The sequence below is a fragment of the Nitrosospira sp. Is2 genome (genome assembly GCF_033095785.1).
GTDB lineage: Bacteria > Pseudomonadota > Gammaproteobacteria > Burkholderiales > Nitrosomonadaceae > Nitrosospira.
On sequence record NZ_CP137134.1, the window covers coordinates 691,201 to 716,278 of the forward strand.

Below are 25,078 nucleotides of genomic sequence, written 5' to 3' on the forward strand. Positions count from 1 at the left end.
ATGCGCCAATATCTCGACCTCATGCGGCATGTGCTCGACCATGGGCACAAAAAGTCCGACCGCACCGGCACCGGTACACTTTCGGTATTCGGTCACCAAATGCGTTTCGACCTGTCAGAGGGTTTTCCCTTGGTCACCACCAAGAAGTGCCATCTCAAATCCATCATTCACGAACTGTTATGGTTTTTGAGGGGAGATACCAACGTCAAATACCTGCACGACCACGGCGTGACCATCTGGGATGAGTGGGCTGATGAAAACGGTGACCTCGGCCCAATATACGGCCGTCAATTGCGCTGCTGGCCTGCCCCGGATGGCACCTCCATTGACCAGATCGAGCATGTAATCGAGCAGATCAGGAGTACGCCTGATTCGCGGCGCATGGTGGTTTCATCCTGGAATGTAGGTGAACTCGACAAGATGAAACTGGCGCCGTGTCATGCGCTGTTTCAGTTTTACGTAGCCGATGGCAAGCTGTCGTGCCAGCTTTATCAGCGCAGCGCCGATATATTTCTCGGTGTTCCGTTCAATATCGCTTCCTATGCTCTGCTCACGTTGATGGTGGCGCAGAGCTGCGACCTGGAGCCTGGAGATTTCGTGCACACCCTCGGTGATGCGCACCTCTACCTCAATCATCTGACGCAAGCAAGGGAACAGCTCGGCCGTGAACCGAAAAAGCTGCCAGTGATGAAATTGAATCGGTCGGTCCGAAGTGTTTTCGATTTCACGTATGAGGATTTTGTGCTGGAAGGCTACGACCCCTATCCCGCCATCAAGGCCCCGGTTGCGGTATGAAACCGCGCGTCTCCGCACTGGTGGCGATGGCCAGGAATCGCGTTATCGGCTCTAACAATGCGTTGCCGTGGCATTTGCCGCCTGATCTGAAACGTTTCAAGTTGCTCACGATGGGTCACCCCATCATTATGGGACGCAAAACATACGAGTCGATTGGCAGGCCGCTACCCGGGCGTATCAGTATTATTATCACCCGACAAGCGGATTACGAGGTGCCCGGCGCCATCGTAGTTGATTCGCTAGCCCAAGCGTTACATGCGGGCGGCGGTAAAGCCCAGGAACACGCCAACGCCGGTTCAATGGCAGAGGGGGAAGCTTTCGTTATCGGTGGAGCGGAAATCTTCCGCCAAGCCCTGCCATTATGCGACAGGATTTATATTACGGAGATCCAGGCGGACTTCGAAGGGGATGTTCTGTTTCCCGAATTCAATATGGAGGAATGGATAGAAACGTCACGCGAGAGATGTCGATGGGACGGTGAAGGGGACGGCGGCGGTTTAGACTACCATTTTTTGGTGCTTGACCGGAAAAGCGACAAAAAAAACGAGAGCCCATCTGAGCCCCCGTTATCCCGACCGTCCAAACTCTCTCTTACGCCGCCACTGCCTTGAAGCTACAAAACGACTACATCCGGTAACGGGAAGCCGTTGAAGTTGCTGGCGTAAGCGGTGGTGTACGCGCCCGCATTGGGAATGTAAATAAAATCCCCTTCCTGAATATCTTCCGGCAGCATTTCGTCCCGCATGAGAATGTCCACCGAATCACATGTCGGCCCTGCAATGGCCCAGGGAATATCCTGTCCTTGGCGGTCGGAAAGGATTTCATAACGCAGCCCTTCGGTTACTTCGATAACGCCCCCGAACATGCCTGCGTCCCAGTACATCCAGCGCTTGCCATTGCGGGTTGCGGTACCCACCACGCGACAGACGAAATAGGCTGCATCTGAGACGAGGTAGCGTCCCGGCTCGGCCATAATGCGGATATCCCTCGGCAAGTCCGCAATCGCCGCGTTCACCACCTCGCCTATAACTTCTATCGACGGGATGGGCTTGACGTGACGCACTGGATAGCCACCACCGATATTAAGCAGGCGCGGATTCAGGCCCACCTGCCGCATGTCGGCAAAAACCTTCTTCGCCCGCTCGATACCGACTCGCCAGTTCTGCGGATTGCGGCACTGCGAACCCACGTGGAAAGTAACGCCGGCAAGATCAGCTTTTATCGCGGCCGCTTCATTAATAATCTCTTTGATCTCCGCGGCATGGGTGCCGAATTTTCCCGCCAACGGCCAGTCGCTCCCAATGTTAGGAGTGTCTATCCGCAGGTATAACTTCGCGTCCGCCTTGACACTTGCAATCTTGCGCAGTTCCTCGACACTATCGAGCACATACCATTCGACCCCCTTGGCTGCGGCATACTCCAGATAGGCGCGCGACTTCATCGGGTTGCTGTAATAAATGTCAGCCGCAGGAACGCCCAGGCCAAGCAGGAGGTCCAGCTCCGAGATCGACGCAATCTCGAATCCCACGCCTTCTTCAATCATGGTTTTGAGTACGCGGGGATCCGGGTTCGCCTTGACCGCGTAATGGGGTTGTACCTGCGGCATGGCGGCTTTGAACCTTCGGGCTTTATTACGGATGATGTCGCTGTCGACCAGCAAAAACGGCTTACTGTAGCCCTTTTTAAGGGCTGCCTGGACATGCTCAAAATCCAGGCTGACTTCGGGATGGGTGTCGAATACTTCTTCGAGCTCTACTTCCTGACGCAGAGCGGCGGTACGCATTTGCATGAGAGTGTCCTTTTTGCGAGGCTACGTGACGGGAATATGGATATTTACCAGATCAGCCGAGATGAAATAGTTTGCTTTGCTTGTCATGATGACCTCCTGTTGTTCAACGGGAATCCGGGGTAAAAAAATAAGCGGATTATAGACCGCACTACGCTGAAATCAAGCGTTTTTTGCAGGGTGTTAAAAATTTACAACTCCTTCACAGTTCGCTCACGGCGCGCACGAGGCCATCAGCCTTGCTGGGGGCGCCAACGCCGCGAAACCACTCACGCTAGTGAAAGATATTGGGGCAAAAAGCGAAGTAACAATTATAACGTGTAGTTATTTTGGAGACCCAAAGCCCTTCGCTATTTCAGGCACTGACGAAGATTGCGGATCGGCGGTCCAACGCTAAAATGGGAGCAGTGGAAAGGCACGTTCATGCATGCCCGGTGTGGCCGCTTTATGGACAGGGATAGGCAGCGGCTCGTAGTCCAGACCAAAGTACTTCAGCCAAAAGAAATCAGATTTTCGGCAAAGTTACCCCATGTTGCCCCTGGTATTTCCCGCCCCGATCCTTGTAGGAGGTTTCGCACACTTCATCGGACTCAAAGAAAATCACCTGAGCCACTCCCTCATTGGCATAAATCTTCGCCGGCAACGGCGTGGTATTTGAAAACTCCAAGGTTACAAACCCTTCCCACTCCGGCTCGAAAGGCGTGACATTGACTATGATCCCACAACGGGCATAAGTGGATTTTCCGAGGCAGATCGTCAGGATATTTCGCGGAATGCGAAAATACTCGACAGTGCGCGCAAGAGCGAAAGAATTAGGGGGAATGAGGCAAACGTCGCCCTTTACGTCGACAAACGAGTTCGAATCGAAATTCTTGGGATCGACAATCGCGGAATTTATATTCGTGAATAGCTTGAATTCATCCGAGCAGCGGATGTCGTAGCCGTAACTGGAGGTTCCGTACGAAACGATCTTTTGGCCGTTCGCATACCTGATCTGGCTGGATTCGAAGGGCTCGATCATGCGATGCTCGGCCGCCATGCGGCGTATCCATTTGTCCGACTTTATAGTCATCTCGATAGTAATGGTATGTGGGAAACGTTTGCGGGCCGGTCTCGCCTGGCATCGCGATTTTGGTTGCGCAACGAATGGCACTGCTGACGGGAATAAAACGGGGTCAGGACGTCCCCTTCGATAAAACCGATCTTGGCTACTCGACGCCTGCTCTTTCGAGGCCGCGCTGCACGTAGACAACGTCCTGCCCGCGCTCTACCACGTCGAGACCTCACGTGTCCTCAATAACGATCTTGGCCAACAACGCCGAATGATCAAGCGCCATTTCATCAACCTTTACCGCGAGGCGGCGCGCAATACCCCGATAAATCTCTGCGATGCGCCCGTCTGGCTCCGCCACCACGGTGGGGGTCCCGGAGTCCGTGTGTTCGCGGATTCTGATATCAAGTGGCAACGCGCCCAGGAACTCCACTTCATAGTCCTTGCACATCTTTTCACCCCCGCCCGCGCCGAAGATATGTTCCTCGTGTCCGCATCGCGAGCAGACGTGTGTACTCATGTTCTCGACAATACCCAGTATCGGAATACCAACCTTCTCGAACATCTTCAGACCCTTGCGAGCGTCAAGCAGGGCGATATCCTGGGGGGTGGTAACAATAACGGCGCCAGTAACCGGCACTTTCTGCGCAAGCGTTAATTGAATATCGCCCGTTCCCGGGGGCATATCAACAATAAGGTAATCTACGTCGTCCCAACGCGTATCATTCAACAACTGTTGCAATGCCTGAGTAACCATCGGCCCACGCCATACCATTGGCGTCTCCGCATCGATCAGGAAACCGATGGACATGGCCTGAAGGCCATGCGCCATCATCGGCAGCATGCTCTTACCATCCGGCGATTCGGGACGCCCCATAAGGCCCAGCATCTGCGGTTGTGACGGGCCATAAATGTCCGCATCCAACAGGCCGACCCGCGCACCCTCGGCCACCAGCGCCAATGCCAGATTAACCGCCGTGGCGGATTTACCGACTCCGCCCTTGCCCGATGCGACCGCAATGATATTCTTCACGCCGGGAATAAGCTTGACCCCACGTTGCACGCTATGGGGAGCAATCTTGCTCGTGATGTTCGCCTGCACCCCCCCGATCCCCGGTATGCTTTTGAGCTTATCGACCACCTGCTGGCGAATACTGGCTATGACGCTTTTTGCCGGGTACCCCAGCACTATGTCGAGCGATACGTCATTGCCCTCGATCTTAATGTTGCGTGCTTCATTGCTGGTCACATAATCCCTGCCCGTGCTGAGATCGATAATCTCCCTGAGCGCGGACTGTACCTGCTGTTCCGTGATGGCCACTTTCTGCATTCTCCTTATTGCGAGCACAAACAACCCCGAATATTAACAAATATCACGTACAAGAGTCTTGTAAGGTAACACTGTTCCGGGAAATCTGCGGGGCCGTGGTTAGGGAACCTCGGGACAAATCCTTCGCGGAGACGCGTTGCTGGCAAAATGGGGAAATCACGAGGCGCCCCACGTCCTGCGCAGGCGGCAGCTGTGTCTCCTGGTTTAAGGCGAAGGAGAGCGGCTGCAACGCCTTTCGTGCTGGATTTTTACGCAATCCGAAGGGACGCGGCTTTGCGCGGCGGTCTGCTTTGTCATGCTCCCGACCAAGGGAGTGCATTCGCATCGTCGCCTTTGACGCACTCATCTGGCAAGGCATCGCCCTCGCGCGCCGAGGACTTGTGCAGTAGCTCCTTGGAACATTCGTTAAAGTTCACGGACCGGCTATGCCCGGTCACGCGGTATGGGTATGGTTACGGCAATGCGACATTCTGACTGATTTCTCGTTGCCGAGAACGGGATCTCGCGAGTTCAAATGACCGTCCCGTCGCAGTTTGCTACAATCCACCCTGATCCATTTTCATAGGCAATTGATGAACAAGCGAAAAATCCTGATCACCTCCGCTCTGCCGTACGCTAACGGCAGCATTCACCTTGGCCATCTGGTTGAGTATGTTCAAACGGATATCTGGGTTCGTTTCCAGAAAATGCAGGGGCATGAGGTGTATTACGTATGCGCCGATGACACGCACGGCACGCCGATCATGCTTCGCGCGGAAAAAGAAGGCATTACGCCCGAAGCCCTGATCGCGCGGGTTCATCGCGAGCATTTGCGCGACTTCAGCGGTTTTCATGTCGAATTCGACAATTATTACACCACCCACTCGCCTGAAACTCGCCAGTATTCCGAGGGTATTTATACGAAGCTCAAGTCCGCCGGACTGATCGTCGCCCGCGCCATCGAGCAACTCTACGATCCGGTCAAGCACATGTTCCTGCCGGACCGGTTCATCAAGGGTGAGTGCCCGAAATGCGGCGCGAAAGATCAGTACGGCGATAACTGTGAAGTATGTGGCGCGGCCTATACGCCGACCGAATTGAGGAATCCGTACTCCGCAGTATCAGGCGCAGTCCCCGTAAAAAAAACCACCGAGCATTTCTTTTTCAAACTCTCGGACCCGCGCTGTGTGGACTTTCTGCGCAAGTGGACGACCTCCGGAACGCTACAACCGGAGGCCGCGAATAAAATGCACGAGTGGCTGGGCGCTCCAGGAGAAAATAAGCTCGCCGACTGGGACATCTCGCGCGATGCGCCCTACTTTGGTTTTGAAATTCCGGATGTGCCGGGAAAATATTTTTATGTGTGGCTGGACGCACCGATAGGCTACATCGGCAGCTTCAAGAACCTATGTGACCGCGGTAGCATCGATTTCGACGATTTCTGGAAGAAGGATTCGGCTACCGAGCTTTATCACTTTATTGGGAAAGACATACTTTATTTTCATGCGCTGTTTTGGCCGGCCATGCTGCACAATGCGGGGTACCGCACGCCAACCAAAATTTTTGCCCATGGTTTTTTAACCGTGAATGGCGAAAAAATGAGTAAATCGCGCGGCACGTTCCTTACTGCTGAGAGTTATCTGAGGCAGGGACTTGATCCGGAATGGCTACGCTACTACTACGCCACCAAGTTAAACGGCACGATGGAGGATGTCGACCTAAACCTGGAAGATTTCCTGATGCGGGTGAACAGCGATCTGGTCGGAAAATACGTAAATATCGCAAGCCGGTGCGCGGGATTTATCACCAAACGTTTTGATGGGAAATTGTCCGATAGCATTCCCACGGTCACCCTGGAAGGCTCGTCTGCGTCTGCAAACAATGGTGAACCGTTTTCCAGTATAAAAACGAAGGAGTTCCAATCGGCAGAAAATTTCCAGCAATCTTCGGATAAACCGAACTGGGACGAATCCGCGCTGATAATGAAAACGCAGGGCGCCGCGGAGCAAATCGCGAGCTTCTACGAGAAACGCGAGTATTTGAAAGCGGTAAAAGCCATTATGGGACTGGCCGATGAAGCCAATCAGTATGTCAATGACATGAAACCATGGGAGCTCGCGAAACAGGACGAGGCGTCGTCAAGAACAAAGCTGCATGAGGTTTGTACCGTCTCGCTCAACCTGTTCCGCTTGCTCACCCTGTATCTCAAGCCCGTCCTGCCGCGCCTTGCTGACAATGTTGAAAGTTTTCTTAATATTCCCCCACTGCAATGGCCCGACGCGCGGAAGCTGCTGCTGGCCCATGACATTCACCCTTACAAACACCTGATGACACGCATTGAGCAAAAGCAAATTGACGCCATGATCGAAGCCAATAAAACAGTTTCCCCGCCTGCCGCAGATACCCACTCCCCGGTGCGCCATGCGGAGGCGCAACAACATGCGACCGCCCCGGTTGCCGCAACCATATCCATTGACGATTTCAGTAGAGTCGATCTCCGCGTGGCAAAAATTACCAATGCGGAGCACGTCCAGGGTGCGGACAAACTACTCAGGCTCACGCTCGACATTGGCTCGGAACCGCGTACCGTGTTCGCGGGGATAAAATCCGCGTATGACCCGGAGCAGCTTAAAGGACGGTTGACGGTAATGGTTGCCAACCTTGCGCCTCGCAAGATGAAGTTTGGCGTATCGGAGGGGATGGTGCTGGCGGCGGGCGACGGGGACGGGCCTTATCTGCTGGCCCCCGATGCCGGGGCACGGCCAGGAATGAAAGTGAAATAGGTGTATGAACAGATAACAAACAAGAGATACGGGTTTCACCGGTGGGCACTCATCCAGAGGGATGCGCCGCCGATACTATTTCGGTAACCGGTGATCCTCGCAAAAACCTTAAAACTCTGGAATATCGGGATGTTACGAACTCCGCGGGTCGAATTGTCGTGAACAATTTCGAAAATCAACGCCAGGTTTCACCATGATTTAGCGGGTTCCCACACTTTCCAATTCCCTGTCTTCGTCCAACTTGAGGGGACCGGTACCAGAAAACCGGTTCAGATACAGATAGATCACCGGCGTAATAAACAGGGTGATAACTTGGGAGAATAATAAGCCCCCTACCACGGCAAGGCCCAGCGGCTGGCGCAACTCCGCACCCGCTCCCAGGCCGAGCGCGATAGGAAGCGCACCCATCAGTGCCGCAAGCGTAGTCATCATGATTGGCCGGAACCGCAGCAGGCAGGCGGTCCTGATTGCCTCGTGCGGCGGCAAGGCATGATTGCGTTCCGCATCCAACGCGAAATCGATCATCATGATCGCATTCTTCTTGACAATACCGATTAACATCAGGATACCGATCATCGCGATTATTGACAGCTCCATATTGAACAACCACAACACCGCCAACGCTCCAGCGGCGGCCGATGGCAGCCCCGAGAGAATGGTCAGCGGATGTATATAGCTCTCGTACAGCACGCCAAGCAATATGTATATAACCAGCAGCGCCGCGACAATGAGTACCAGCTGGCTCGCCTGTGATGACTGAAACGCCGCGGCGTCCCCGGCATAACTTGTCAGTATGCTCGGAGGCAAGTTCAGCTCGCGCTTGAACTGCTCGATACGCGTCGAAGCCTCACCTAAAGCTGCCCCGGGGGCGAGATTGAAAGAGATGGTCAGCGCCTCTAACTGTCCGGCGTGATTGATCGCGATCGGTCCCACTTCGCGTTCAACCGATGCCACGCTTGACAATGGCACCAGTATTCCGTTCTTCGCACGCAAATATATTTTGTCGAACGCGCGCTCGTCTGTGCGATCTGCCGGCGTGACCTGGAGGATAACCTGGTAGCTGTCACTCGAAGTATAGATGGTAGAAACCTGACGTTCGCCAAATGCACTATAGAGCGCGGAACGGATGTCAGCCATTTGCACCCCCAAAAGATTGACTTTGTCCCGATTGATATTTAAACGCGCCTGCAGACCTTTCAATTGCGAGTCGCTTGTCACATCACGAAAGACGGCATCTTCGCGCATGCGCGACATCAGCGCGTCGGCAGCCCCGCGCAGCTCTTCAGCCCGTACACTCCGCATGACGTATTGATATCGGCTCTTGCTGGTGCGGCCCCCGAGCCTGAGATTCTGGATGGGATTAATGAAAACATTTACCCCGGGGACTTTGCGCACGTCCCGACGCAGGTCCTCCATTATTTTATCGAGAGGGGGACGCTCGGCACGCGGCTTGAGAGTCATGAACAGCCGGGCGCTGTTACTTTCAGTGGCGTTGACAATCAGGGTGTCGACTGCGGGATTGGACCTGATCACGTCGCCGGTGCGCTGCAACAGCTCCGCCATCGCCGGAAAGGAAATGTCCTCCACGGCTTCTACTGTTATCAATGCTTGACCGATGTCCTCGTTTGGAAAAAAACCTTTGGGCAAGAGCACGAACAGCACTGCTGTCGCAACGAAGGTTCCAGCCGCAATTCCCATTACCGTCCGCTTACGGCGCAACGCCCAGTCCAGCATGCGTTCGTAGCCTGCCAGGACCCGGGCAAACCCGTGCTCGAACCATGCTGTCCATTTCAGGCTGAGCCGCTCCGGTTCCTGTCCCGTTTCCTTTGGCCGGAGGTAACGACTCGTCATTACCGGTACCAATGTTAGCGATACCACCGCCGACATCAGAACCGCGATGCCTACCACAGCAGCAAATTCATGAAAGAGCAGTCCAATTACACCGGGCATGAAAAAAATCGGGATAAAGACCGCGACCAGAGACAGGGAAATCGAAATAATCGTAAAACTGACCTCTCGTGATCCTTGCAGAGCAGCCTGTAAAGGGGGAAGCCCTTCATCGATATGACGCACGATATTCTCAAGCATGACGATCGCGTCATCGACCACCAACCCGACTGCGAGCGTGATCGCCAGCAAGGAAATGTTGTCGAGGCTGTAGCCGAGGACGCGCATCAGCGCCACGGTCCCAAGCAACGAGATCGGGAGCGACAGCGCGGGAATCAATGTAGCGGAAGCTTTGCGCAGAAACAGAAAAATCACCAGCAAGACCAGCACAATGGTTATCGCGAGCGTTACCTGGACATCATGAATAGCCTCACGGATCGAGATTGAACGGTCGCTAGTCAACTTGAGCTGTACAGATGAAGGCATCTGCTCGATCAGGACCGGCATGACTGCCTTGATCGCATCAACCGTGGCGACGGTATTGGCCCCGGGCTGGCGCTGCACGGAAAGTGTGATTGCCCGTTCGCCATTCACCCAGCTTGCAGTCTTGATAGACTCCACACTGTCCTCGACCTGCGCCACGTCCGACAGTCTGACCGGATTCCCGCTGTCAGACGTGGCAATTATCAGGTCCGCGAACGCAGCCGCATTATTGAGCTGGCGATTGGCCTGGATGGTCAGCGTCTGCCGTGGTCCTTCTAGCGTGCCGATTGGCGTATTGGCGTTCGCGGTGCGCAGCGAGCTGGCGATATCATCCAGCGTCAGATTCCGGACTGCCAGGGCCTCAGGTTTTGCCAGAACGCGCACGGCATACTTTTTCTGTCCGTTGATCTGTACCTGGGCAACGCCGGGCAGCGTCGACAGAGTGGGCGAAATGAGATCCTCGGCATAACTGTTCAAGTCCGACAGCGACATGGAAGGCGAGGTCAAGGCAAGAAAGATGATGGGCGCATCAGCGGGGTTGATCTTGCGGTAGGAAGGGGGTGTAGTCATCTCCACCGGCAGCGCACGCTGGGCACGCAGTAGCGCCGCTTGCACGTCTATGGACGCGCTGTCTATATCCCGGTCCTGGTCGAATTCCAGTGTGACCGATGTATTGCCGAGCGTACTCGTCGAACTGATTACGGACAATCCGGAAATAGTGGAAAACTGCCGCTCGAGTTGTGTCGCTACAGACGAGGCCATGGTTTCCGCGCTCGCACCCGGCAACACGGCGGTGACGGAAATGGTGGGCGCGTCATAGCTCGGAAGCGCGGCGATGGGTAAATCATTGTAGGCGATGACACCGGCCACGACTGCCGACGCGGATAACAGAAACGTCATCACTGGCCGCCGGATACACAATTCGGAAATGTTCATTGCACGTGCCGGTGGAAATGCTCGATATTGTGGGTATGCTGGGCATGCTGGAGATGCCGGAACACGGAAGCGGTCATCCAGCCGTTGGTGCCAGACTCGGCCTGGACTCTGTTACGACACTGCCAGGCCTCAGATTCTGCGCGCCTTCCGCGACGACACGCATGCCTTGCATAATGCCCTCGCCGCTTATAACCGCAAGCCCTTCCTGTATCAGGAGCACGTCGACCGGAAGAGAACGCACGTGGCTATTGTCACCGACCACATAAAGAAATTTCCTTTCCGGACCAGTTTGCACCGCCTGCACCGGAACGGTGAGCGCGTTCTCCACCGTCCGCGGCACGAGCCTCACGGTGACAAACATGCCTGGCCAGAGATGACTATCCGAGTTGGGAAACTCTGCCTTGAGAAGAATGGTGCCGCTTGCCGTATCGACCACGTTATCGATAAATGTCAGCTTCCCCTTCCGGGTTTGTGTTTGTTTTTGCCCCGCATTCAGTTCCACCTCGACGGGGACATTGCCCTTGGCCAATGCCTGTTGAAGAGGCACAAGCTCACGTTCCGGCAATGTAAAGCTGACGTTGATGGGATCGATCTGGGTGATGTTTACCAGGGAATCATTCGGCTGCACCAGGCTACCCTGGTGCACTACGATGGCGCCCGTGCGCCCCGCGATAGGCGCTTTGATTTCACTAAAGCCGCGGGCGATACGGTTCGCCTGCATCGTAGCCTGATCAACCGCAAGTTGGGCGCGCAGCGAATCTACCTGATTCTCGGCAACATCCAACGCGGCCTGCGAAATAAAATGCTGCTCAAATAATTCACGCTGCCGTTCCAAGTTGCGCTCGGCATTCCTCAACTCGGCGCGAGACTTGGCCAACAGCCCTTCGGTGCGGCTGAGATTGGCATCCTCAGTACGGGCATCAAGCGTAAACAACCTCTCCCCACTCTGAACGAATTGCCCTTCCCTGATATGCACGCTTCGAATCATCGCACTTAGCTGCGGCCGCACCGCAACCGTCTGTTGCGCCGATACCGTTCCGTTGGCCGTAAGCGTGACTGGCACACTGCTGCGGCCCACCAGGGTGGTCACAACCTGTATCGCCTCAGGAATTTTTTTTCCAACATCGGTGGCGGCACTATGATTATGCCAGACCCAAGTGCCCCCGATCACGGCGGCAAGCAGAAGGCCACCCATGGTGAAGCGTAGACGGAGCCGCATCGGCGCACCCGATTTTGTTCGAGAAATAGGTTCCATTGACCGGTCTTACCCAATGTTTACAATTCCTTTATCGGACAACTTGTCCGCCCGCCAACCGTATCCGCCATGCACAACGGCTTGAAATGGCTTCGTCATGAGTCACCAGAACCAGGGTAGTACCGCGTTCTCGGTTCAGTTCGAACATGAGTTCTATGATCTGCGCACCGGTGGCGGAATCCAGATTGCCAGTAGGTTCATCAGCCAGCAGTAATTGCGGTTGAGTGACAAACGCTCGCGCAATGGCGACGCGCTGTTGCTCCCCGCCGGAGAGTTGCCGGGGATAATGCTTAAGACGCATGCCAAGCCCAACCCGTTCAAGCAATTCCAACGCAGCGCCGTAGGCATTACCGGCGCCGATGAGCTCCAGCGGCAGCATGACGTTCTCAATCGCAGTCAAGGCCGGTAGCAGCTGAAATGACTGGAATACGAACCCCAGCATCCGTCCGCGCAACGCGGCGCGCGCGTCTTCATCCAGCAGGAAAATATCTTCTCCGGCGAGATGAACCTTGCCTGCCGACGGAGTATCTAAACCTGCCAGAAGCCCTAGCAGCGTTGACTTGCCCGAGCCGGACGCTCCCACCACAGCAACGGAGTCGCCCGCGTTTATTTCCAGATTGACATTGTCCAGAATTGTAAGCTGTTCATCGCCCGTACTCACTTGCTTGGTGAGTCCGATTGCCTGCACAATAGGCCGTATCTCAACGTGATCTGACATGAAAAAATTCCTGATAATCCTTCTCTCTTTTATGTCATGTTTAGGCGCTGTCAACTCGCACGCTACCGCTGCGCCGGGGACAGCAACCACTACGATTATGGTATTCGGCGACAGCTTGTCCGCTGGTTATGGCCTGCCGCAGGATGCCGGATGGGTTAGCCTGCTGAAGAGGCGGCTGCAAACGCAATCACAGGCATATCTGATCAATAATAGCGTCAGTGGCGAAACGGCACACGGCGGGCGCAAACGCATCGAGCAGGCGCTTAAAACCTATCGTCCGGATATCGTCATTGTCGAACTCGGCGGTAATGATGGATTGAGAGGCGCCTCAATCGATGCTATCCGTAACGATCTCGAAGCCATCATAGAGGCCTGCCAGCGAAACAATGCCACCGTGCTGTTGGCGGGGATGCAATTGCCACCCAATTATGGCATAACATACACGCAAAAGTTTCAGGATATGTATCCGCAGCTAGCGAAACGATATGGCATCAAGCTGGTACCGTTTCTTCTCGATGGCTTTGGCGACAAGCGTGAATTTTTTCAGGCGGACGGGATACATCCCAACGCCCAGGCGCAAGCAAAGATCGTGGAAAATGTGTGGAAAGTGCTGAGAGTAATGCTTGCAGGCTCTTCAAACAAGGCGCCGGCCCAGCCCGTAGCGGCAAAGTCCGGATATAGCCGCGACAAGTTCGAACTTCACGATCTGGGAAGGCAAAAACCATGAGTTATGAGCACATATTACTTGCACTGGATTTTTCGGAACCGGGGAATTACATTGTTAAAAAAACAAGACAACTGGCGGAAACGTTTCGCGCGAAATTGAGCATTATTCATGTTCTTGACAATATCCCGATGCCAGACATGGCTTACGGAACGGAAATTTCTCTGGAGGAAAACTCAGACGATGAACTCCTTGAAGCGGAAAAATTAAAGTTTAAGCATGTTGGTGACGAGTTGGGTGTGAGTCCTGCCTGCCGGTGGATGGTATGGGGTGTGCCCGGACAGGAAATTGTCCGGCTTGCGGAGGAGGAGAACGTCGATCTGATTATCGTCGGCTCCCATGGCCGGCATGGGCTCGCCTTACTGTTGGGATCGACCGCGAATAGCGTTCTCCATCATGCCAGATGCGATGTCATGGCAATCCGGTTACCGGACGAGACCACGGTTGACGAACCGCTCGCAGAAATTGCTCAGGGCGCGCCGGGTTAGCGTGGGAGCAGAAGGCCCCAGGAAGAACAAGACCCTTCCCGAACTACCAGAATTTCCACCACGGTTCGGCATCCACACCAGTCGAGTCAGCCAAAAACCGGCTCTGAGGGAAATTCCTTTGCATCACGCGAGCCGCATCGTCCCGCAAGTCTGTCATTCCCAGTGCATCATATGCTTTTACCATGATGAATAGCGCCTCCTCCGTTGCCGGCGTCTGGGGGTATTCCTTCAGTGCATACTGAGCACGATTGGCGGCCGCAATATAACCCCCTCGTTTCATGTAATAGCGCGCAACCTGTACTTCATTCAGCGCGACGACGTTGACCAGGTGCTTCATTCGTTGCACCGCATCGGGGGTGTATTTGCTCTTGGGGAAACGTGTAACCAGTTCCTTGAAATTTTCGAATGACTCCCGCGACGCTTTCGGATCGCGCTCGCTCATATCCTGATTGAGGATTTTTTCGGTCACGATCCCCATCAGCCCCAGATCGTCATTGAAATTGGCAAGCCCCTTAAGGTAATAAGCGTAATCCACGTTCGAATGGTTGGGGTGCAGCTTGATAAAACGGTCCGCCGCGGCAATAGCCGAAGCTTGCTCGTTATCCTTATAATAGGCATAGGCAATCTCGAGTTGCGCCTGCTGCGCATAGCGCCCGTAAGGATAACGCGCCTCCAGCTGCTCGAACAGCTTGACCGCGCCGGCATAGTTGCCTTCGTTCAATTCCGTTTTGGCCTCGGAATAATATTTGCTCGCCGACCAGTTCTTCGAGTCCTGCACGTTCTTGGGCAGCAAACCGCAGGCTGACAGAAGCAATATCAGAAATAAAGTTAAACTACGTCGCATAACGAGTTCGTCGTTGAAGACAAGATAAGATATTCTCATTATACCGCAAGGCTCCATGGTGTCTGAACCCGTTGAAACTATCGTCGAAGTCACGATCCCCGCGGATTGCGCGGGCGCCCGCCTGGACCAGGCTCTGGCTCGACTGCTCCCGGATTGGTCACGCAGTCGCTTGCAGACGTGGATACGGGAAAAACGGATAAGCGTTGACGGAGCAGAGGCCAGCCCCAAGCAAAAGGTATGGAGCGGGGAAAAGGTTGAGGTCAGGCCCGCTGTCGATCCCGTGGATGCCATTGATGCCATCCACGCGCCGGAATCCATTTCACTCGATATCCTTTACGAAGATGATTCGCTCATCGTGGTTAATAAACCGGCTGGCCTGGTGGTCCATCCCGGCAGCGGGAACTGGCAGGGCACCATGCTGAACGCCCTGCTGCATCACGCGGCTGATTTGAATGGCATTCCACGCGCGGGTATCGTTCACCGTCTGGACAAGGATACCAGCGGGCTCCTTGTGGTCGCAAAAACACTTGAAGCCCAGACCCACCTGGTGCGGCAGCTACAGAAACATACCGTCAACCGTGACTATCTGGCGCTCGTTCTTGGCGCCATTTCCGTGGACGGATGCGTTGATGCGCCGGTGGGGCGGCATCCGGTTGAGCGAACCAAAATGGCGGTCACTGCAAACGGAAAACCGGCACGCACCTTCTATCGGGTACTGGAAAAGTTAGACGGATGCACGCTGCTCAGATGCCGTCTGGAGACCGGACGCACGCACCAGATTCGTGTACACATGCATTCGATAGGACACCCGTTATTAGGAGACCCCGTATATAAAGGCAAACCGGACGGGAGCATTCAAAACGTCATCCGGCTGGCTGGTTTTTCCAGGCAGGCGCTTCATGCGCAAAGGCTTGAATTAACCCATCCTCAACACGGGACTAGAATGGCCTGGGAGGCGCCGTTACCCGACGATATGAAAAATCTGTTGCTGATGCTCGGCCATCAAAGCAATAAAAGTGTTTTTGCGGTCACTTCGGTATCAGTATGAGTGACTGGATCGTCCCCGACTGGCCCGCACCGAGCAACGTCAAGGCGCTATTTACCACGCGTAAGGGCGGTACCGGCAGTTCGCTCTCGCCCTCACCTTTTGCCAGCTTCAACCTGGGTGACCACGTCGGCGACGATCCGCTGACCGTTAAACAGAACCGCGACGTGCTACGGCGATTTCTGCCGAACGAACCCCGCTGGCTGAAGCAGGTACACGGTACGGGCGTCGTCCGCGTGGAGGGGCGCGATTGCGGCGCTCCGCCCTCAGCTCCACCAATCGGCGATGCCGCCTTCAGTCGTCATCCGGGGAATGTTTGCGCGGTACTGGTCGCGGACTGCCTTGCCATACTCTTGTGCGACCGATCCGGGACAATCGTTGCCGTGATCCATGCCGGCTGGCGTGGACTGGCCGGGAAAGCGATCGAAAATATGGTGTCGGCAATCGGCACCCCTCCCGCAGCCCTGATGGCGTGGCTCGGACCGGCAATCGGACCCAACCACTTCGAGGTTGGAGAAGAAGTACGTCAGGCGTTTGTTACCAACGACGAGCGATCCGACGCTGCCTTCATTCCGCACAGCTCATGCAAGGGCAAATGGTTCGCGGATCTTTTTCTGCTTGCACGGCAGCAATTGCTGAAGGCTGGCGTGACTGAAGTTTACGGTGGAGGTGTCTGTACTTTCAGCGACCCGGTAAGATTCTTTTCTTATCGCCGCGACGGCAGTACGGGGCGAATGGCGGGATTAATCTGGTTAGCGCCACAAACAACGCCAGCATTTGAAGGTGTGGCCGAAACTCATCCTCTAGTATTGCGCGCGACGAGTTGATTACGCTCGTCATTCACCGCAAGAGCGTATAATCCCGCATTTTTCCCTACACGGCCCTACATGTCCGTTCTCGCCTGGATCATCGTCACCAGCCTGTTTGGCGGCACGCTCAGCGTACTATTTGCCGCGGCGCTCACGCTAAATACGCGGGCGTCATGGGTGCAGATGCTGATCTCATACGCGATCGGAGCCCTCCTGGGAGCAGCGTTTCTTAACGCATTACCGGAGGCGCTGGAGCTGTCGAAAAGTCCGGCGCAAATGACGGGCACGGTTCTGTTCGGTATTCTGTTGTTTTTCATTCTCGAAAAGCTGGTGTTGTGGCGTCATTGCCACGTTGAGGAGTGTGAAGCTCATGATGTCTTGCCAGGTACATCGACGATCCCCGCAATAATAGCCGGCGGCCAGCACGATCACGGGCGTAGCGGGCTGATGATCATGCTGGGCGATACGTTTCACAACTTCGTTGATGGTATCCTTATTGCGGCCGCGTTCATGGTGGATGTCCAGCTCGGGATTGTCACCGCCATTGCCATTATCGCCCATGAAATTCCCCAGGAAGCCGGCGATTTTCTAATTCTGCTCAATTCCGGCTATACTCGCCGGCAGGCGCTTCTCTTCAACCTGTTGTCCAGCGGGGCCACGCTGATTGGCGGCCTGGCAGCGTATTTTATGTTGCAGGACATGAATCACCTCATCCCCTCGCTGCTGGGGCTCGCCGCAGCAAGCATGATCTATGTAGCGATGTCCGATCTGATTCCGGGGTTGCATAAGCGGCCGGAAATAGGTGCCACCATTCAGCAGGTCGCACTCATCACGCTAGGCATCAGCTCCATCTGGCTGGCGGGAAGCCTCTTTAGTCATCATCCCGCATAGATGGGGAACCGAGCTTCACCCGGTAGGCCCCTCCAGATGAAAAAAGCTGAATCCTGAATTTCATCCGGAACTTCATTTCATCCCAGCTCATTCTTTATGCAATCTTCTAAGCAACCCGCTCCAAAAATAGGATTTGTCTCACTCGGATGCCCCAAAGCCCTGGTGGACTCCGAACAAATTCTCACGCAATTGCGCGCCGAGGGATACGAAACCTCATCCACTTATGAAGATGCCGATCTCGTCGTTGTCAACACCTGCGGTTTCATCGACAGCGCGGTAGAGGAATCACTGGATGCCATCGGTGAGGCGCTGGCTGAAAACGGCAAAGTAATTGTCACCGGTTGCCTCGGCGCAAAAGAAGGTGGCGAGGTGATCAGGCAGGCGCATCCCCAGGTGCTGGCGGTGACCGGGCCGCAGGCGCTGCCGGAAGTTATGGCGGCAGTGCATATGCACTTGCCGCAGCCGCATGATCCTTTCACCAGCCTTGTGCCACCCCAGGGAATACGGCTCACACCCCGACACTATGCATATGTCAAAATCTCCGAAGGCTGCAATCACCGCTGCACCTTCTGCATCATCCCTTCGATGCGTGGTGATTTGGTCAGCCGCCCCATCAATCAGGTGATGCAGGAGGCTGAAAATCTGGTGAACGCCGGCGTGAAGGAGTTGTTGATCATTTCGCAAGACACGAGCGCTTATGGCGCAGACGTAAAATATCGCACGGGATTCTGGCAAGGCAGGCCGCTGAAAACACGCATGACCGAGCTCGCCCGTGCATTGGGGGAGCTTGGGGTATGGGTGCGTTTACATTATGTTTACCCTTACCCGCATGTAGATGAAGTTATCCCGCTAATGGCCGAGGGTAAAATTCTGCCGTATCTTGATGTACCGTTTCAGCACGCGAGCCCGCGAATTCTCAAAGCCATGAAGCGGCCGGCGAGCTCTGAAAACAATCTGGCTGGAATCAGACGCTGGCGGGAAATATGCCCTGACATCACGGTGCGCAGCACGTTTATTGTCGGTTTTCCGGGCGAGACTGACGCCGATTTTGAGCAACTCCTGGAATTCCTCCAGGAGGCGGAACTGGATCGCGTCGGGTGCTTCGCCTACTCCCCGGTGAGTGGCGCGGCAGCCAATAGTTTTCCCGGCGAGGTTCCAGAAGAGATAAAACAGGAGCGTCGAGCACGTTTCATGATCATGCAGGAAAGAATCAGCGCCATGAAACTTGTAAGCAAGATTGGCAAACATACGACCGTGCTGGTGGACGACGTGCATGGCAACCGGGTGATCGCCCGGAGCGCCGCTGATGCCCCCGAAATCGATGGTCTCGTTTACGTCGCGAACGCGAAAAAGGCAAAACCCGGGCAACTCATGGAAGTGGAAATTACCGGCTCTGACGAGCATGATCTACATGCCAGAGCGACGTAACAACAAGACTAGCGGATAGCTGATGCGGTGCGCATCATAAGGGCTTGCGTTTAAGCTAGTTTGAAAAGGTCGAATCGACAGATCATCAATGAATTTAACTCAATTTGGGGGTTAAAGTTGAAAAACCTCGGTATCGGGCTGTTCTTTTTCTTTTTCACAGTGGCTGCGGTGGCGAACGACGTTGATAAGCGTCAAATCGTTCCACTTTCCGAGCATCAGCGCGACCATATACTTTCGGAAATGAGGGCTCTCCTCGCAGGAACGCGAAACATTCTGGATGCGCTCTCCCGAGATGAGATGGCTACGGTAGCGCGGGAGGCGCGTGCGCTCGGCCTTGGCATGGCAGGTAAAGGCGAAAACCACCTCAGGTCAGTGTTACCAGAGGCGTTCATGCGGCTCGGCATGTCAGTCCACAAGGATTTCGATAACATCTCGCTTGATGCGCAATCAATCAAGGATCCCAGGCATACGCTACGACAACTCAGTGAGGCTATGAAAAAATGCGATTCATGCCACGCCAGTTACCAGATCCGCATCAATGAGGATGCCGCAGCGGCCGAAACGCCGCCGTTGCAACAGCGTCACCACCATTCGCATTAGGATTTCGGCGCACATTGCTCCTTGGCGTTTTATTCGGGGCGCGCAGGCGTTCGACCGGTGAAGTCAAGCGCGGCCAGCGATAACAACGTTTCGAAGAAGTGATGGATGTGCCAGTCAAATTCGGTCCGCAATGGTGGCAGGGCTCACATTGTATCGCTGTATGAGCGGTGGGGCGAATAGTGGCTCAGTAGTGCTACAGGCAAAAAAAATCAGAGCTGGAACATATCGAAATATATCCCGGCCCTGATTATTCAATTGTTATTATTGTTTCGTTATTGTTATTGTTCTTCCCTGCCCCTGCCCCTGCCCCTGCCACTTCCACTTCCACTTCCACTTCCACTTCCACTTCCACTTCCACTTCCACTTCTCGACGATGATATTTATCCCGAATCTCAGGAAAAACTAGGCGGTCTCACACCAGTTTGACCTCATCCAGCCCCTGTTGGCTCAAAGCCCGCCCCGCGCAATGCCAAGCAAACAATAAGCAAACTTCATGCCTGTGTTTAAATACTCTTAAAAATAGGCACTTGAAGCCACTTTTAGAAAGACTCGTCTACGTTTGTAAAAATTTCCGTCAGTGGAGAGGCTACGACTCTTTTTGCATTATATAAACTGCCTTGGGCCCGGTCGGCGCGCATCTGCCCGTGTTATGGTGTGGTCGACAGAAGCGGTCCCTTCGCTTGTCACCAGCGTTGAATTCCATGCTTGACCTCGAAAGCTCGTATGGGTTCTACTAGCGGAGTTGCCTGACAGTAACCCGTTAAACCCACATCAAAATTCATCGCTGATTAAATTATGCTAACTATCCGTTTGTGGTATTCGACTGATGTAGCAATCGCTGAAAACCGCGGTTACCGTAGCCCGAGCGTTGCCTAAGGATAGCGGACGCATGCAGGGGGATCAGGACGGCAAGTTGATGGTATTGCGCCGCAAAGCAGGCCGCGATGGTAAGCCTCGCCTGGTACTTTCGGGACGATGCACGTTGGCTGCCCTCGCAGGGCGCATGCAATCGTTATCTGCCGAACTTGCCGGATATGCAGCCGATCCGGCGCTGGAGTGGGATCTAACCGAAATAACGCAAATAGATGACGCGGGGGCCGTACTGCTGTGGCGCGCATGGGGCGAACGCCGTCCCCCTCTCTTGCTGCTGCGCCCGGAGCAGGAAAGGCTGCTTCGTCGCGTTCAGACGCCGCCTCCGCCGCTGCCGCCTCGCCCCGATTTGCTGTGGCCAATTACGGTTCTCGGGAAAGGCGCTTTTCTGCTGTGGGAACATGTGACCGGCGTGCTGATTTTGTCCGGCCAGTTGCTGCTGGATTCATTGTATTTGGCCCGGCATCCGGCACGTATTCCATGGCGCGAAATTTCCGCCAATCTATATCGGACCGGGGCGCAGGCACTGGGTATTACTGCACTCGTGGGATTTCTTATCGGCGTTGTGCTGAGTTATCTTTCATCCCGACAATTACAGACCTTCGGCGCAGACATATTCATAATTAATATTCTTGGCGTAGCCATTATTCGCGAACTCGGCCCGATGCTTGCAGCCATACTTGTCGCGGGGCGTTCCGGTTCGTCAATGACCGCTCAACTGGGCGTAATGAGGGTAACAGAGGAACTGGACGCACTGACGGTGATGGGCATCCCCCACAGTCTTCGACTGGTATTGCCGAAAGTGCTGGCACTCGGTATCGCTATGCCCCTGGTAGTGTTATGGACCAGCGCCATTGCCCTGATTGGGGGGATGGTTGTGGCCGAGATTCAACTAGGGCTCGGCCACCAGTTTTTTCTCAGCAAACTCGCAGATGTCGTACCAGTAGCCAATTTATGGCTGGGTTTGGGTAAGGGCGTAGTGTGCGGAATGGTGATCGCGCTTATTTCCTGTCATTTCGGGCTGAGAATCAAGTCGAACACAGAGAGCCTGGGGGAAGGCACGACTAACTCTGTCGTAACCTCGATTACCGTCGTCATTGTCATCGACGCTATTTTTGCCGTCGTTTTTTCCAATGTCGGATTAAGGTAAGCATGGCCGCGGAAGAGTGCATTGTAGAAGTCAAGGGATTACATACCCGTTTCGGCAGCCATGTCGTACATGAAGACGTCAATCTGTGTGTGCGTCACGGGGAAGTACTGGGGCTGGTAGGCGGCTCGGGTAGCGGCAAAACAGTGTTGATGCGGCAAATGCTCGGCCTGGACGCTCCGGTAGCGGGAGAGGTTCGGATTTGCGGCCTTCCCTTGCGCAGCCACAACCCTAAAGAGTTGCAGGAGATTCGCACCCGCTGCGGGGTGTTGTTTCAAAAAGGCGCGTTGTTCAGCGCGCTGTCGGTATATGACAACATCGCCCTGCCAATGCGTGAGCTACGTACATTGGATGAGGACCTGATACGTCATTTGGTGATGATCAAGCTCAAAATGGTGGAAATCGAATCAAAGCACGTAAACAAAATGCCCGCTGAGCTTTCGGGAGGAATGATCAAACGCATCGCCCTGGCACGCGCGATGGCGTTGGACCCCGAACTTCTGTTTCTGGACGAACCCACCGCTGGGCTTGATCCCGAGCTCAGCGATGCGTTCGTTAAGCTGATCCAGACAATTCGTCGCGAAACAACGCTAACCATTGTCATGGCAACGCATGACCTGGATACGCTGGTGGCTTTGGCGGACCGTATAGCGGTGTTGGCCGATCAGCATATTGTGGCGCTAGGCTCCTTGAGGGAAGTGATAAAAAAAAACCATCCCTTTATCACAAACTTTTTCCTCGGCGAGCGCGGCAACCGGATATTGGGAAAAAATGTCGATACTTTATAGGGGATAATTATGGAAAACCGTGCCCATGCCCTTGCCGCGGGTTTATTCGTAATTTTTCTGGCCGCAGCCGCAGCGGTCGCGGCCATGTGGTTTACCGGCGGCACCGCAGCCCGCGACAAATACCTGCTGGTGTCGGATTCTCCCGTTACCGGGCTTAATCCCCAGGCCATGGTGCGTTACCGTGGCGTGAGCGTGGGCAAAGTAGAGAATATCCAGCTGGATCCCAAGGATTCCCACACGATTCTCATCCGGATAGCTGTTGACCGCAGCTTGCCGTTGACTAAAAATGCTTATGCGCAGCTGGGTTACCAGGGATTGACAGGGCTTGCGTTTGTGCAATTGAACGACGAAGGGGGAGAAGCCGAAAGATTGCAAACCGACTCGGACGACCCCGCCCGTATCCCCTTGCGCCCCTCCGCGCTTGATAGCATCACCAATTCGGGGCAGCGGTTGCTAGGAAATGCCAATGTGCTGATGGAGCGATTGAATCTTCTTCTTGACGACCAGAACCGGGAACGATTCGCACACATACTGGAGAATACGGAAGGCGTCACCAGCCGTTTACGCGGCGTTGTAGGTCAACTGGAGCCCGGACTCAAAAGGCTACCTGGCCTGGCTGCGGATGCGAGTTCCCTCCTCAGGCATACCGACCAGCTGATAGTCGACCTTAACCAGATGACGACCCGGATAAACCAGGGAGGGGCAGTCGACAGCCTGTCGCAGACCGCTGGCGAACTTACCGAGACAATGCAGAAATTACGCGAGGTCACCGAGGGTATTGCGCGCAATTCCAGGAGCGTGGACCGGGTTCTTCTGCAACTGGAAGAGCAGCCCCGCAGTCTGCTGTTTGGAAGATCTCCGCCACCACCCGGGCCCGGAGAAGACGGATTTGTGCCACCGGGAAATAAATAAAATGAAAAAATTTCTGATTGTTGCATCCATTACGGTGATGGGATGTGCCGGACCGCGGACCGTGGCGCCAGTAGCCATATATGATTTCGGGTCGCAACGCTTATCGGTTGGGGTTAATAGCGCCGATACGCCTGAGCGTTTACGGCTTCCGGCCAGCTTGTTGGTGGCGGAAGTCACGGCTCCGGCCTGGCTGGACAATACCGCCATCCAGTACCGCCTGGCATATGACGACCTTGCGCAGTCCCATGCCTACGCCAGTCACCGCTGGGCTGCCTCGCCCGCGACCCTGCTGACGCAACGGATCAGAAACCTCCTTGCCGTCATCAGCGACGGTGGAGTTGTAAGCACCGCTGATGGCGCTCGAACAGATCACATTCTGCGTATCGAGCTTGGAGAATTCACACAAGTATTCGACACCCCTGATCAAAGCCGCGTGGTGGTGAGATTTCGCGCCAGCCTTATCGATCGCGCGACCCGTTCGGTAATCGCGCAACGTAGTTTCAGCGGCGAGCAACCCGCGCCTTCTCCAAATGCAAAAGGAGCTGTACGCAGCTTGACCGATTCGAGCGACAAATTGATTGCAGAGCTGATCGGCTGGCTCGCCGAGGAAATAAAGGAAAAAGACGGACCCGGATAATGGTCAGCGGTGAGCTTCGGCATTACTCAACCATAAATAACGTCTTGCGACTACTTCGCAACAGCGTGGGAACGCCAGGAGAAATGCCAGGCCCGCCTGCCGCTCTTGCCTAAACGACCCCGGAAAACCGCATGTTGTGCTCGAAATACAAGCAGTTCGCTCAATTGCCGGCTACTTCACGGTTCCAAACACTTTCTGCAACAGCTTGTTGCCTTGGCCCATGGGATCACCGCGGATGGCGCGTTCTTCCTCTGCCATTATAAGAAAGATGCCATCAAGCGTTTTTTGGGTTACATAGTTTTCAATGTTGGCATGTTTTTCCGGTACCAGACCAAATTTTGCGCCCTTGCCTGCAAATTCATTATATCTCTTGAGCAAACCGACTTGATCCGTGGCATTTTTCACGATCGGTAAAAATTGTTGGGACAGTGCCTCGCCGGAGGTATTGCGAAAATACTGCGTCGCGGAATCATCCCCGCCTGTAAGAATGTCCTTGGCATTATCCAATGACATATTCTGCATGGCGTCCAGCAGGATGGGTTTTGCTTCAGCCGTGGCCGTTTCCGCGGCTCGGTTCATCGCCAGGATCAAATTATCCGCGTGCTTGCTTATGCCCAAGCTGCGCATCAATCCTTCTGCCTTCTGCAGCGATCCGGGAAGCGTGATTTTTACCTTGGGATTATCGAGAAACCCATTCGTTACGCCCAGCCTGTCCACAGCTGCGTCAACACTTTGAGCAAGTGCCAGTGTTAAAGCGCCGGTCGTATCTTCAGGCGTAAGAGTATCGGTTTCCGCCGCAAACGCGGCGAATGAAGCCCAAAACCAGACAATAAAAACAGTAATGGTACGCATGAAGGCACTTCCCCTTTTAGTTATTACTAAATAGCGTAAA

The 25,078-nt window shown here is 54.6% G+C and carries 22 protein-coding genes; 14 read left to right on the forward strand and 8 right to left on the reverse strand.

Annotated elements, in window-relative coordinates:
- Together R5L00_RS03090 and R5L00_RS03095 are read left to right on the forward strand one after the other, a co-directional pair.
- A complete protein-coding gene (locus R5L00_RS03090; RefSeq protein ID WP_107692316.1) occupies positions 1–795 on the forward strand; it encodes a thymidylate synthase in 795 nt (264 codons plus the stop codon).
- The gene (locus tag R5L00_RS03095) at positions 792–1,406 is read left to right on the forward strand and encodes a dihydrofolate reductase (protein ID WP_317653315.1); all 615 of its coding nucleotides are present in this window, start codon (positions 792–794) and stop codon (positions 1,404–1,406) included. Before R5L00_RS03090 ends, R5L00_RS03095 begins: the two co-directional genes overlap by 4 nt.
- Before the next feature lie 2 nt (positions 1,407–1,408).
- Here R5L00_RS03095 and R5L00_RS03100 read toward each other — a convergent pair whose 3' ends face one another.
- The 3 genes from R5L00_RS03100 to apbC all read right to left on the reverse strand — a co-directional run bounded on the left by R5L00_RS03100 (position 1,409) and on the right by apbC (position 4,953).
- Positions 1,409–2,584, reverse strand: coding sequence for a type III PLP-dependent enzyme (locus R5L00_RS03100; RefSeq protein ID WP_317653317.1), 1,176 nt, complete (start codon positions 2,582–2,584; stop codon positions 1,409–1,411).
- A gap of 502 nt (positions 2,585–3,086) precedes the next feature.
- Positions 3,087–3,653 (reverse strand): dCTP deaminase, encoded by a 567-nt coding sequence (gene dcd, locus R5L00_RS03105; protein ID WP_107692313.1) that lies wholly within the window; start codon positions 3,651–3,653, stop codon positions 3,087–3,089.
- Positions 3,654–3,864: 211 nt separating this feature from the next.
- Entirely contained in the window at positions 3,865–4,953 is a 1,089-nt protein-coding gene (gene apbC / locus R5L00_RS03110; protein WP_107692790.1) for an iron-sulfur cluster carrier protein ApbC, read from the reverse strand.
- Between the two features lie 581 nt (positions 4,954–5,534).
- On the opposite strand from apbC, the gene metG reads away from it, so the two are divergent.
- On the forward strand, positions 5,535–7,724 hold the full coding sequence (metG, locus tag R5L00_RS03115; protein WP_317653319.1) for a methionine--tRNA ligase: 2,190 nt from the start codon (positions 5,535–5,537) through the stop codon (positions 7,722–7,724).
- A gap of 198 nt (positions 7,725–7,922) precedes the next feature.
- On the opposite strand, the gene R5L00_RS03120 is transcribed toward metG, so the two are convergent.
- The 3 genes from R5L00_RS03120 to R5L00_RS03130 form a co-directional block, all read right to left on the reverse strand.
- The gene (locus R5L00_RS03120; protein ID WP_317653320.1) at positions 7,923–11,030 is read right to left on the reverse strand and encodes an efflux RND transporter permease subunit; all 3,108 of its coding nucleotides are present in this window, start codon (positions 11,028–11,030) and stop codon (positions 7,923–7,925) included.
- A gap of 73 nt (positions 11,031–11,103) precedes the next feature.
- Positions 11,104–12,285: an efflux RND transporter periplasmic adaptor subunit gene (locus R5L00_RS03125; RefSeq protein ID WP_317653321.1), complete on the reverse strand. Its 1,182-nt coding sequence runs from the start codon at positions 12,283–12,285 to the stop codon at positions 11,104–11,106.
- Positions 12,286–12,316: 31 nt separating this feature from the next.
- Entirely contained in the window at positions 12,317–13,003 is a 687-nt protein-coding gene (locus R5L00_RS03130) for an ABC transporter ATP-binding protein (RefSeq protein ID WP_107692309.1), read from the reverse strand.
- On the opposite strand from R5L00_RS03130, the gene R5L00_RS03135 reads away from it, so the two are divergent.
- Positions 13,002–13,730, forward strand: coding sequence for an arylesterase (locus tag R5L00_RS03135; RefSeq protein ID WP_317653322.1), 729 nt, complete (start codon positions 13,002–13,004; stop codon positions 13,728–13,730). The genes R5L00_RS03130 and R5L00_RS03135 overlap by 2 nt on opposite strands.
- Complete coding sequence (locus R5L00_RS03140) at positions 13,727–14,215, forward strand: universal stress protein (RefSeq protein WP_317653324.1); 489 nt, start codon at positions 13,727–13,729, stop codon at positions 14,213–14,215. The genes R5L00_RS03135 and R5L00_RS03140 overlap by 4 nt, the downstream gene beginning before the upstream one ends.
- Before the next feature lie 43 nt (positions 14,216–14,258).
- Here the strand turns inward: R5L00_RS03140 and R5L00_RS03145 are convergent, their stop codons facing one another.
- Positions 14,259–15,059, reverse strand: a complete 801-nt coding sequence (locus R5L00_RS03145) for an outer membrane protein assembly factor BamD (RefSeq protein WP_317654100.1) — start codon at positions 15,057–15,059, stop codon at positions 14,259–14,261.
- A gap of 55 nt (positions 15,060–15,114) precedes the next feature.
- On the opposite strand from R5L00_RS03145, the gene rluD reads away from it, so the two are divergent.
- The 9 genes from rluD (at position 15,115) to R5L00_RS03190 (ending at position 24,186) form a co-directional block, all read left to right on the forward strand.
- Positions 15,115–16,107 carry a 23S rRNA pseudouridine(1911/1915/1917) synthase RluD gene (rluD, locus tag R5L00_RS03150; protein WP_317653326.1) on the forward strand — a complete coding sequence of 331 codons (993 nt, stop codon included), beginning with the start codon at positions 15,115–15,117 and terminating at the stop codon, positions 16,105–16,107.
- Positions 16,104–16,931 (forward strand): peptidoglycan editing factor PgeF, encoded by an 828-nt coding sequence (gene pgeF, locus R5L00_RS03155; protein WP_317653328.1) that lies wholly within the window; start codon positions 16,104–16,106, stop codon positions 16,929–16,931. Before rluD ends, pgeF begins: the two co-directional genes overlap by 4 nt.
- 60 nt (positions 16,932–16,991) lie before the next feature.
- On the forward strand, positions 16,992–17,804 hold the full coding sequence (locus tag R5L00_RS03160) for a ZIP family metal transporter (protein WP_317653329.1): 813 nt from the start codon (positions 16,992–16,994) through the stop codon (positions 17,802–17,804).
- A 96-nt stretch (positions 17,805–17,900) separates the two neighbouring features.
- Entirely contained in the window at positions 17,901–19,232 is a 1,332-nt protein-coding gene (gene rimO / locus R5L00_RS03165; protein ID WP_317653330.1) for a 30S ribosomal protein S12 methylthiotransferase RimO, read from the forward strand.
- A 117-nt stretch (positions 19,233–19,349) separates the two neighbouring features.
- Entirely contained in the window at positions 19,350–19,832 is a 483-nt protein-coding gene (locus tag R5L00_RS03170) for a hypothetical protein (protein ID WP_317653332.1), read from the forward strand.
- 889 nt (positions 19,833–20,721) lie between these two features.
- On the forward strand, positions 20,722–21,852 hold the full coding sequence (locus R5L00_RS03175) for an ABC transporter permease (protein ID WP_317653333.1): 1,131 nt from the start codon (positions 20,722–20,724) through the stop codon (positions 21,850–21,852).
- A gap of 2 nt (positions 21,853–21,854) precedes the next feature.
- A complete protein-coding gene (locus R5L00_RS03180) occupies positions 21,855–22,637 on the forward strand; it encodes an ABC transporter ATP-binding protein (RefSeq protein WP_107692301.1) in 783 nt (260 codons plus the stop codon).
- A 9-nt stretch (positions 22,638–22,646) separates the two neighbouring features.
- Positions 22,647–23,549: an MlaD family protein gene (locus R5L00_RS03185; protein ID WP_317653334.1), complete on the forward strand. Its 903-nt coding sequence runs from the start codon at positions 22,647–22,649 to the stop codon at positions 23,547–23,549.
- Between the two features lies 1 nt (position 23,550).
- A complete protein-coding gene (locus R5L00_RS03190; RefSeq protein ID WP_317653335.1) occupies positions 23,551–24,186 on the forward strand; it encodes an ABC-type transport auxiliary lipoprotein family protein in 636 nt (211 codons plus the stop codon).
- Between the two features lie 171 nt (positions 24,187–24,357).
- Here R5L00_RS03190 and R5L00_RS03195 read toward each other — a convergent pair whose 3' ends face one another.
- The gene (locus tag R5L00_RS03195; protein WP_317653336.1) at positions 24,358–25,038 is read right to left on the reverse strand and encodes a DUF4197 domain-containing protein; all 681 of its coding nucleotides are present in this window, start codon (positions 25,036–25,038) and stop codon (positions 24,358–24,360) included.
- Positions 25,039–25,078: the final 40 nt, after the last annotated feature.

Excerpts from the sequence above, each read along its gene's own strand:
- R5L00_RS03130 (WP_107692309.1), bottom strand. The coding sequence starts at position 13,003 with ATGTCAGATCACGTTGAGATACGGCCTATTGTGCAGGCAATCGGACTC.
- R5L00_RS03175 (WP_317653333.1), top strand. The coding sequence starts at position 20,722 with ATGCAGGGGGATCAGGACGGCAAGTTGATGGTATTGCGCCGCAAAGCA.
- R5L00_RS03120 (WP_317653320.1), bottom strand. The coding sequence starts at position 11,030 with ATGAACATTTCCGAATTGTGTATCCGGCGGCCAGTGATGACGTTTCTG.
- R5L00_RS03190 (WP_317653335.1), top strand. The coding sequence starts at position 23,551 with ATGAAAAAATTTCTGATTGTTGCATCCATTACGGTGATGGGATGTGCC.
- metG (WP_317653319.1), top strand. The coding sequence starts at position 5,535 with ATGAACAAGCGAAAAATCCTGATCACCTCCGCTCTGCCGTACGCTAAC.
- R5L00_RS03125 (WP_317653321.1), bottom strand. The coding sequence starts at position 12,285 with ATGGAACCTATTTCTCGAACAAAATCGGGTGCGCCGATGCGGCTCCGT.
- pgeF (WP_317653328.1), top strand. The coding sequence starts at position 16,104 with ATGAGTGACTGGATCGTCCCCGACTGGCCCGCACCGAGCAACGTCAAG.
- R5L00_RS03185 (WP_317653334.1), top strand. The coding sequence starts at position 22,647 with ATGGAAAACCGTGCCCATGCCCTTGCCGCGGGTTTATTCGTAATTTTT.
- R5L00_RS03140 (WP_317653324.1), top strand. The coding sequence starts at position 13,727 with ATGAGTTATGAGCACATATTACTTGCACTGGATTTTTCGGAACCGGGG.
- R5L00_RS03195 (WP_317653336.1), bottom strand. The coding sequence starts at position 25,038 with ATGCGTACCATTACTGTTTTTATTGTCTGGTTTTGGGCTTCATTCGCC.
- R5L00_RS03135 (WP_317653322.1), top strand. The coding sequence starts at position 13,002 with ATGAAAAAATTCCTGATAATCCTTCTCTCTTTTATGTCATGTTTAGGC.
- R5L00_RS03160 (WP_317653329.1), top strand. The coding sequence starts at position 16,992 with ATGTCCGTTCTCGCCTGGATCATCGTCACCAGCCTGTTTGGCGGCACG.
- rimO (WP_317653330.1), top strand. The coding sequence starts at position 17,901 with ATGCAATCTTCTAAGCAACCCGCTCCAAAAATAGGATTTGTCTCACTC.
- R5L00_RS03145 (WP_317654100.1), bottom strand. The coding sequence starts at position 15,059 with ATGCGACGTAGTTTAACTTTATTTCTGATATTGCTTCTGTCAGCCTGC.
- R5L00_RS03090 (WP_107692316.1), top strand. The coding sequence starts at position 1 with ATGCGCCAATATCTCGACCTCATGCGGCATGTGCTCGACCATGGGCAC.
- rluD (WP_317653326.1), top strand. The coding sequence starts at position 15,115 with ATGGTGTCTGAACCCGTTGAAACTATCGTCGAAGTCACGATCCCCGCG.
- R5L00_RS03095 (WP_317653315.1), top strand. The coding sequence starts at position 792 with ATGAAACCGCGCGTCTCCGCACTGGTGGCGATGGCCAGGAATCGCGTT.
- R5L00_RS03180 (WP_107692301.1), top strand. The coding sequence starts at position 21,855 with ATGGCCGCGGAAGAGTGCATTGTAGAAGTCAAGGGATTACATACCCGT.
- R5L00_RS03100 (WP_317653317.1), bottom strand. The coding sequence starts at position 2,584 with ATGCAAATGCGTACCGCCGCTCTGCGTCAGGAAGTAGAGCTCGAAGAA.
- dcd (WP_107692313.1), bottom strand. The coding sequence starts at position 3,653 with ATGACTATAAAGTCGGACAAATGGATACGCCGCATGGCGGCCGAGCAT.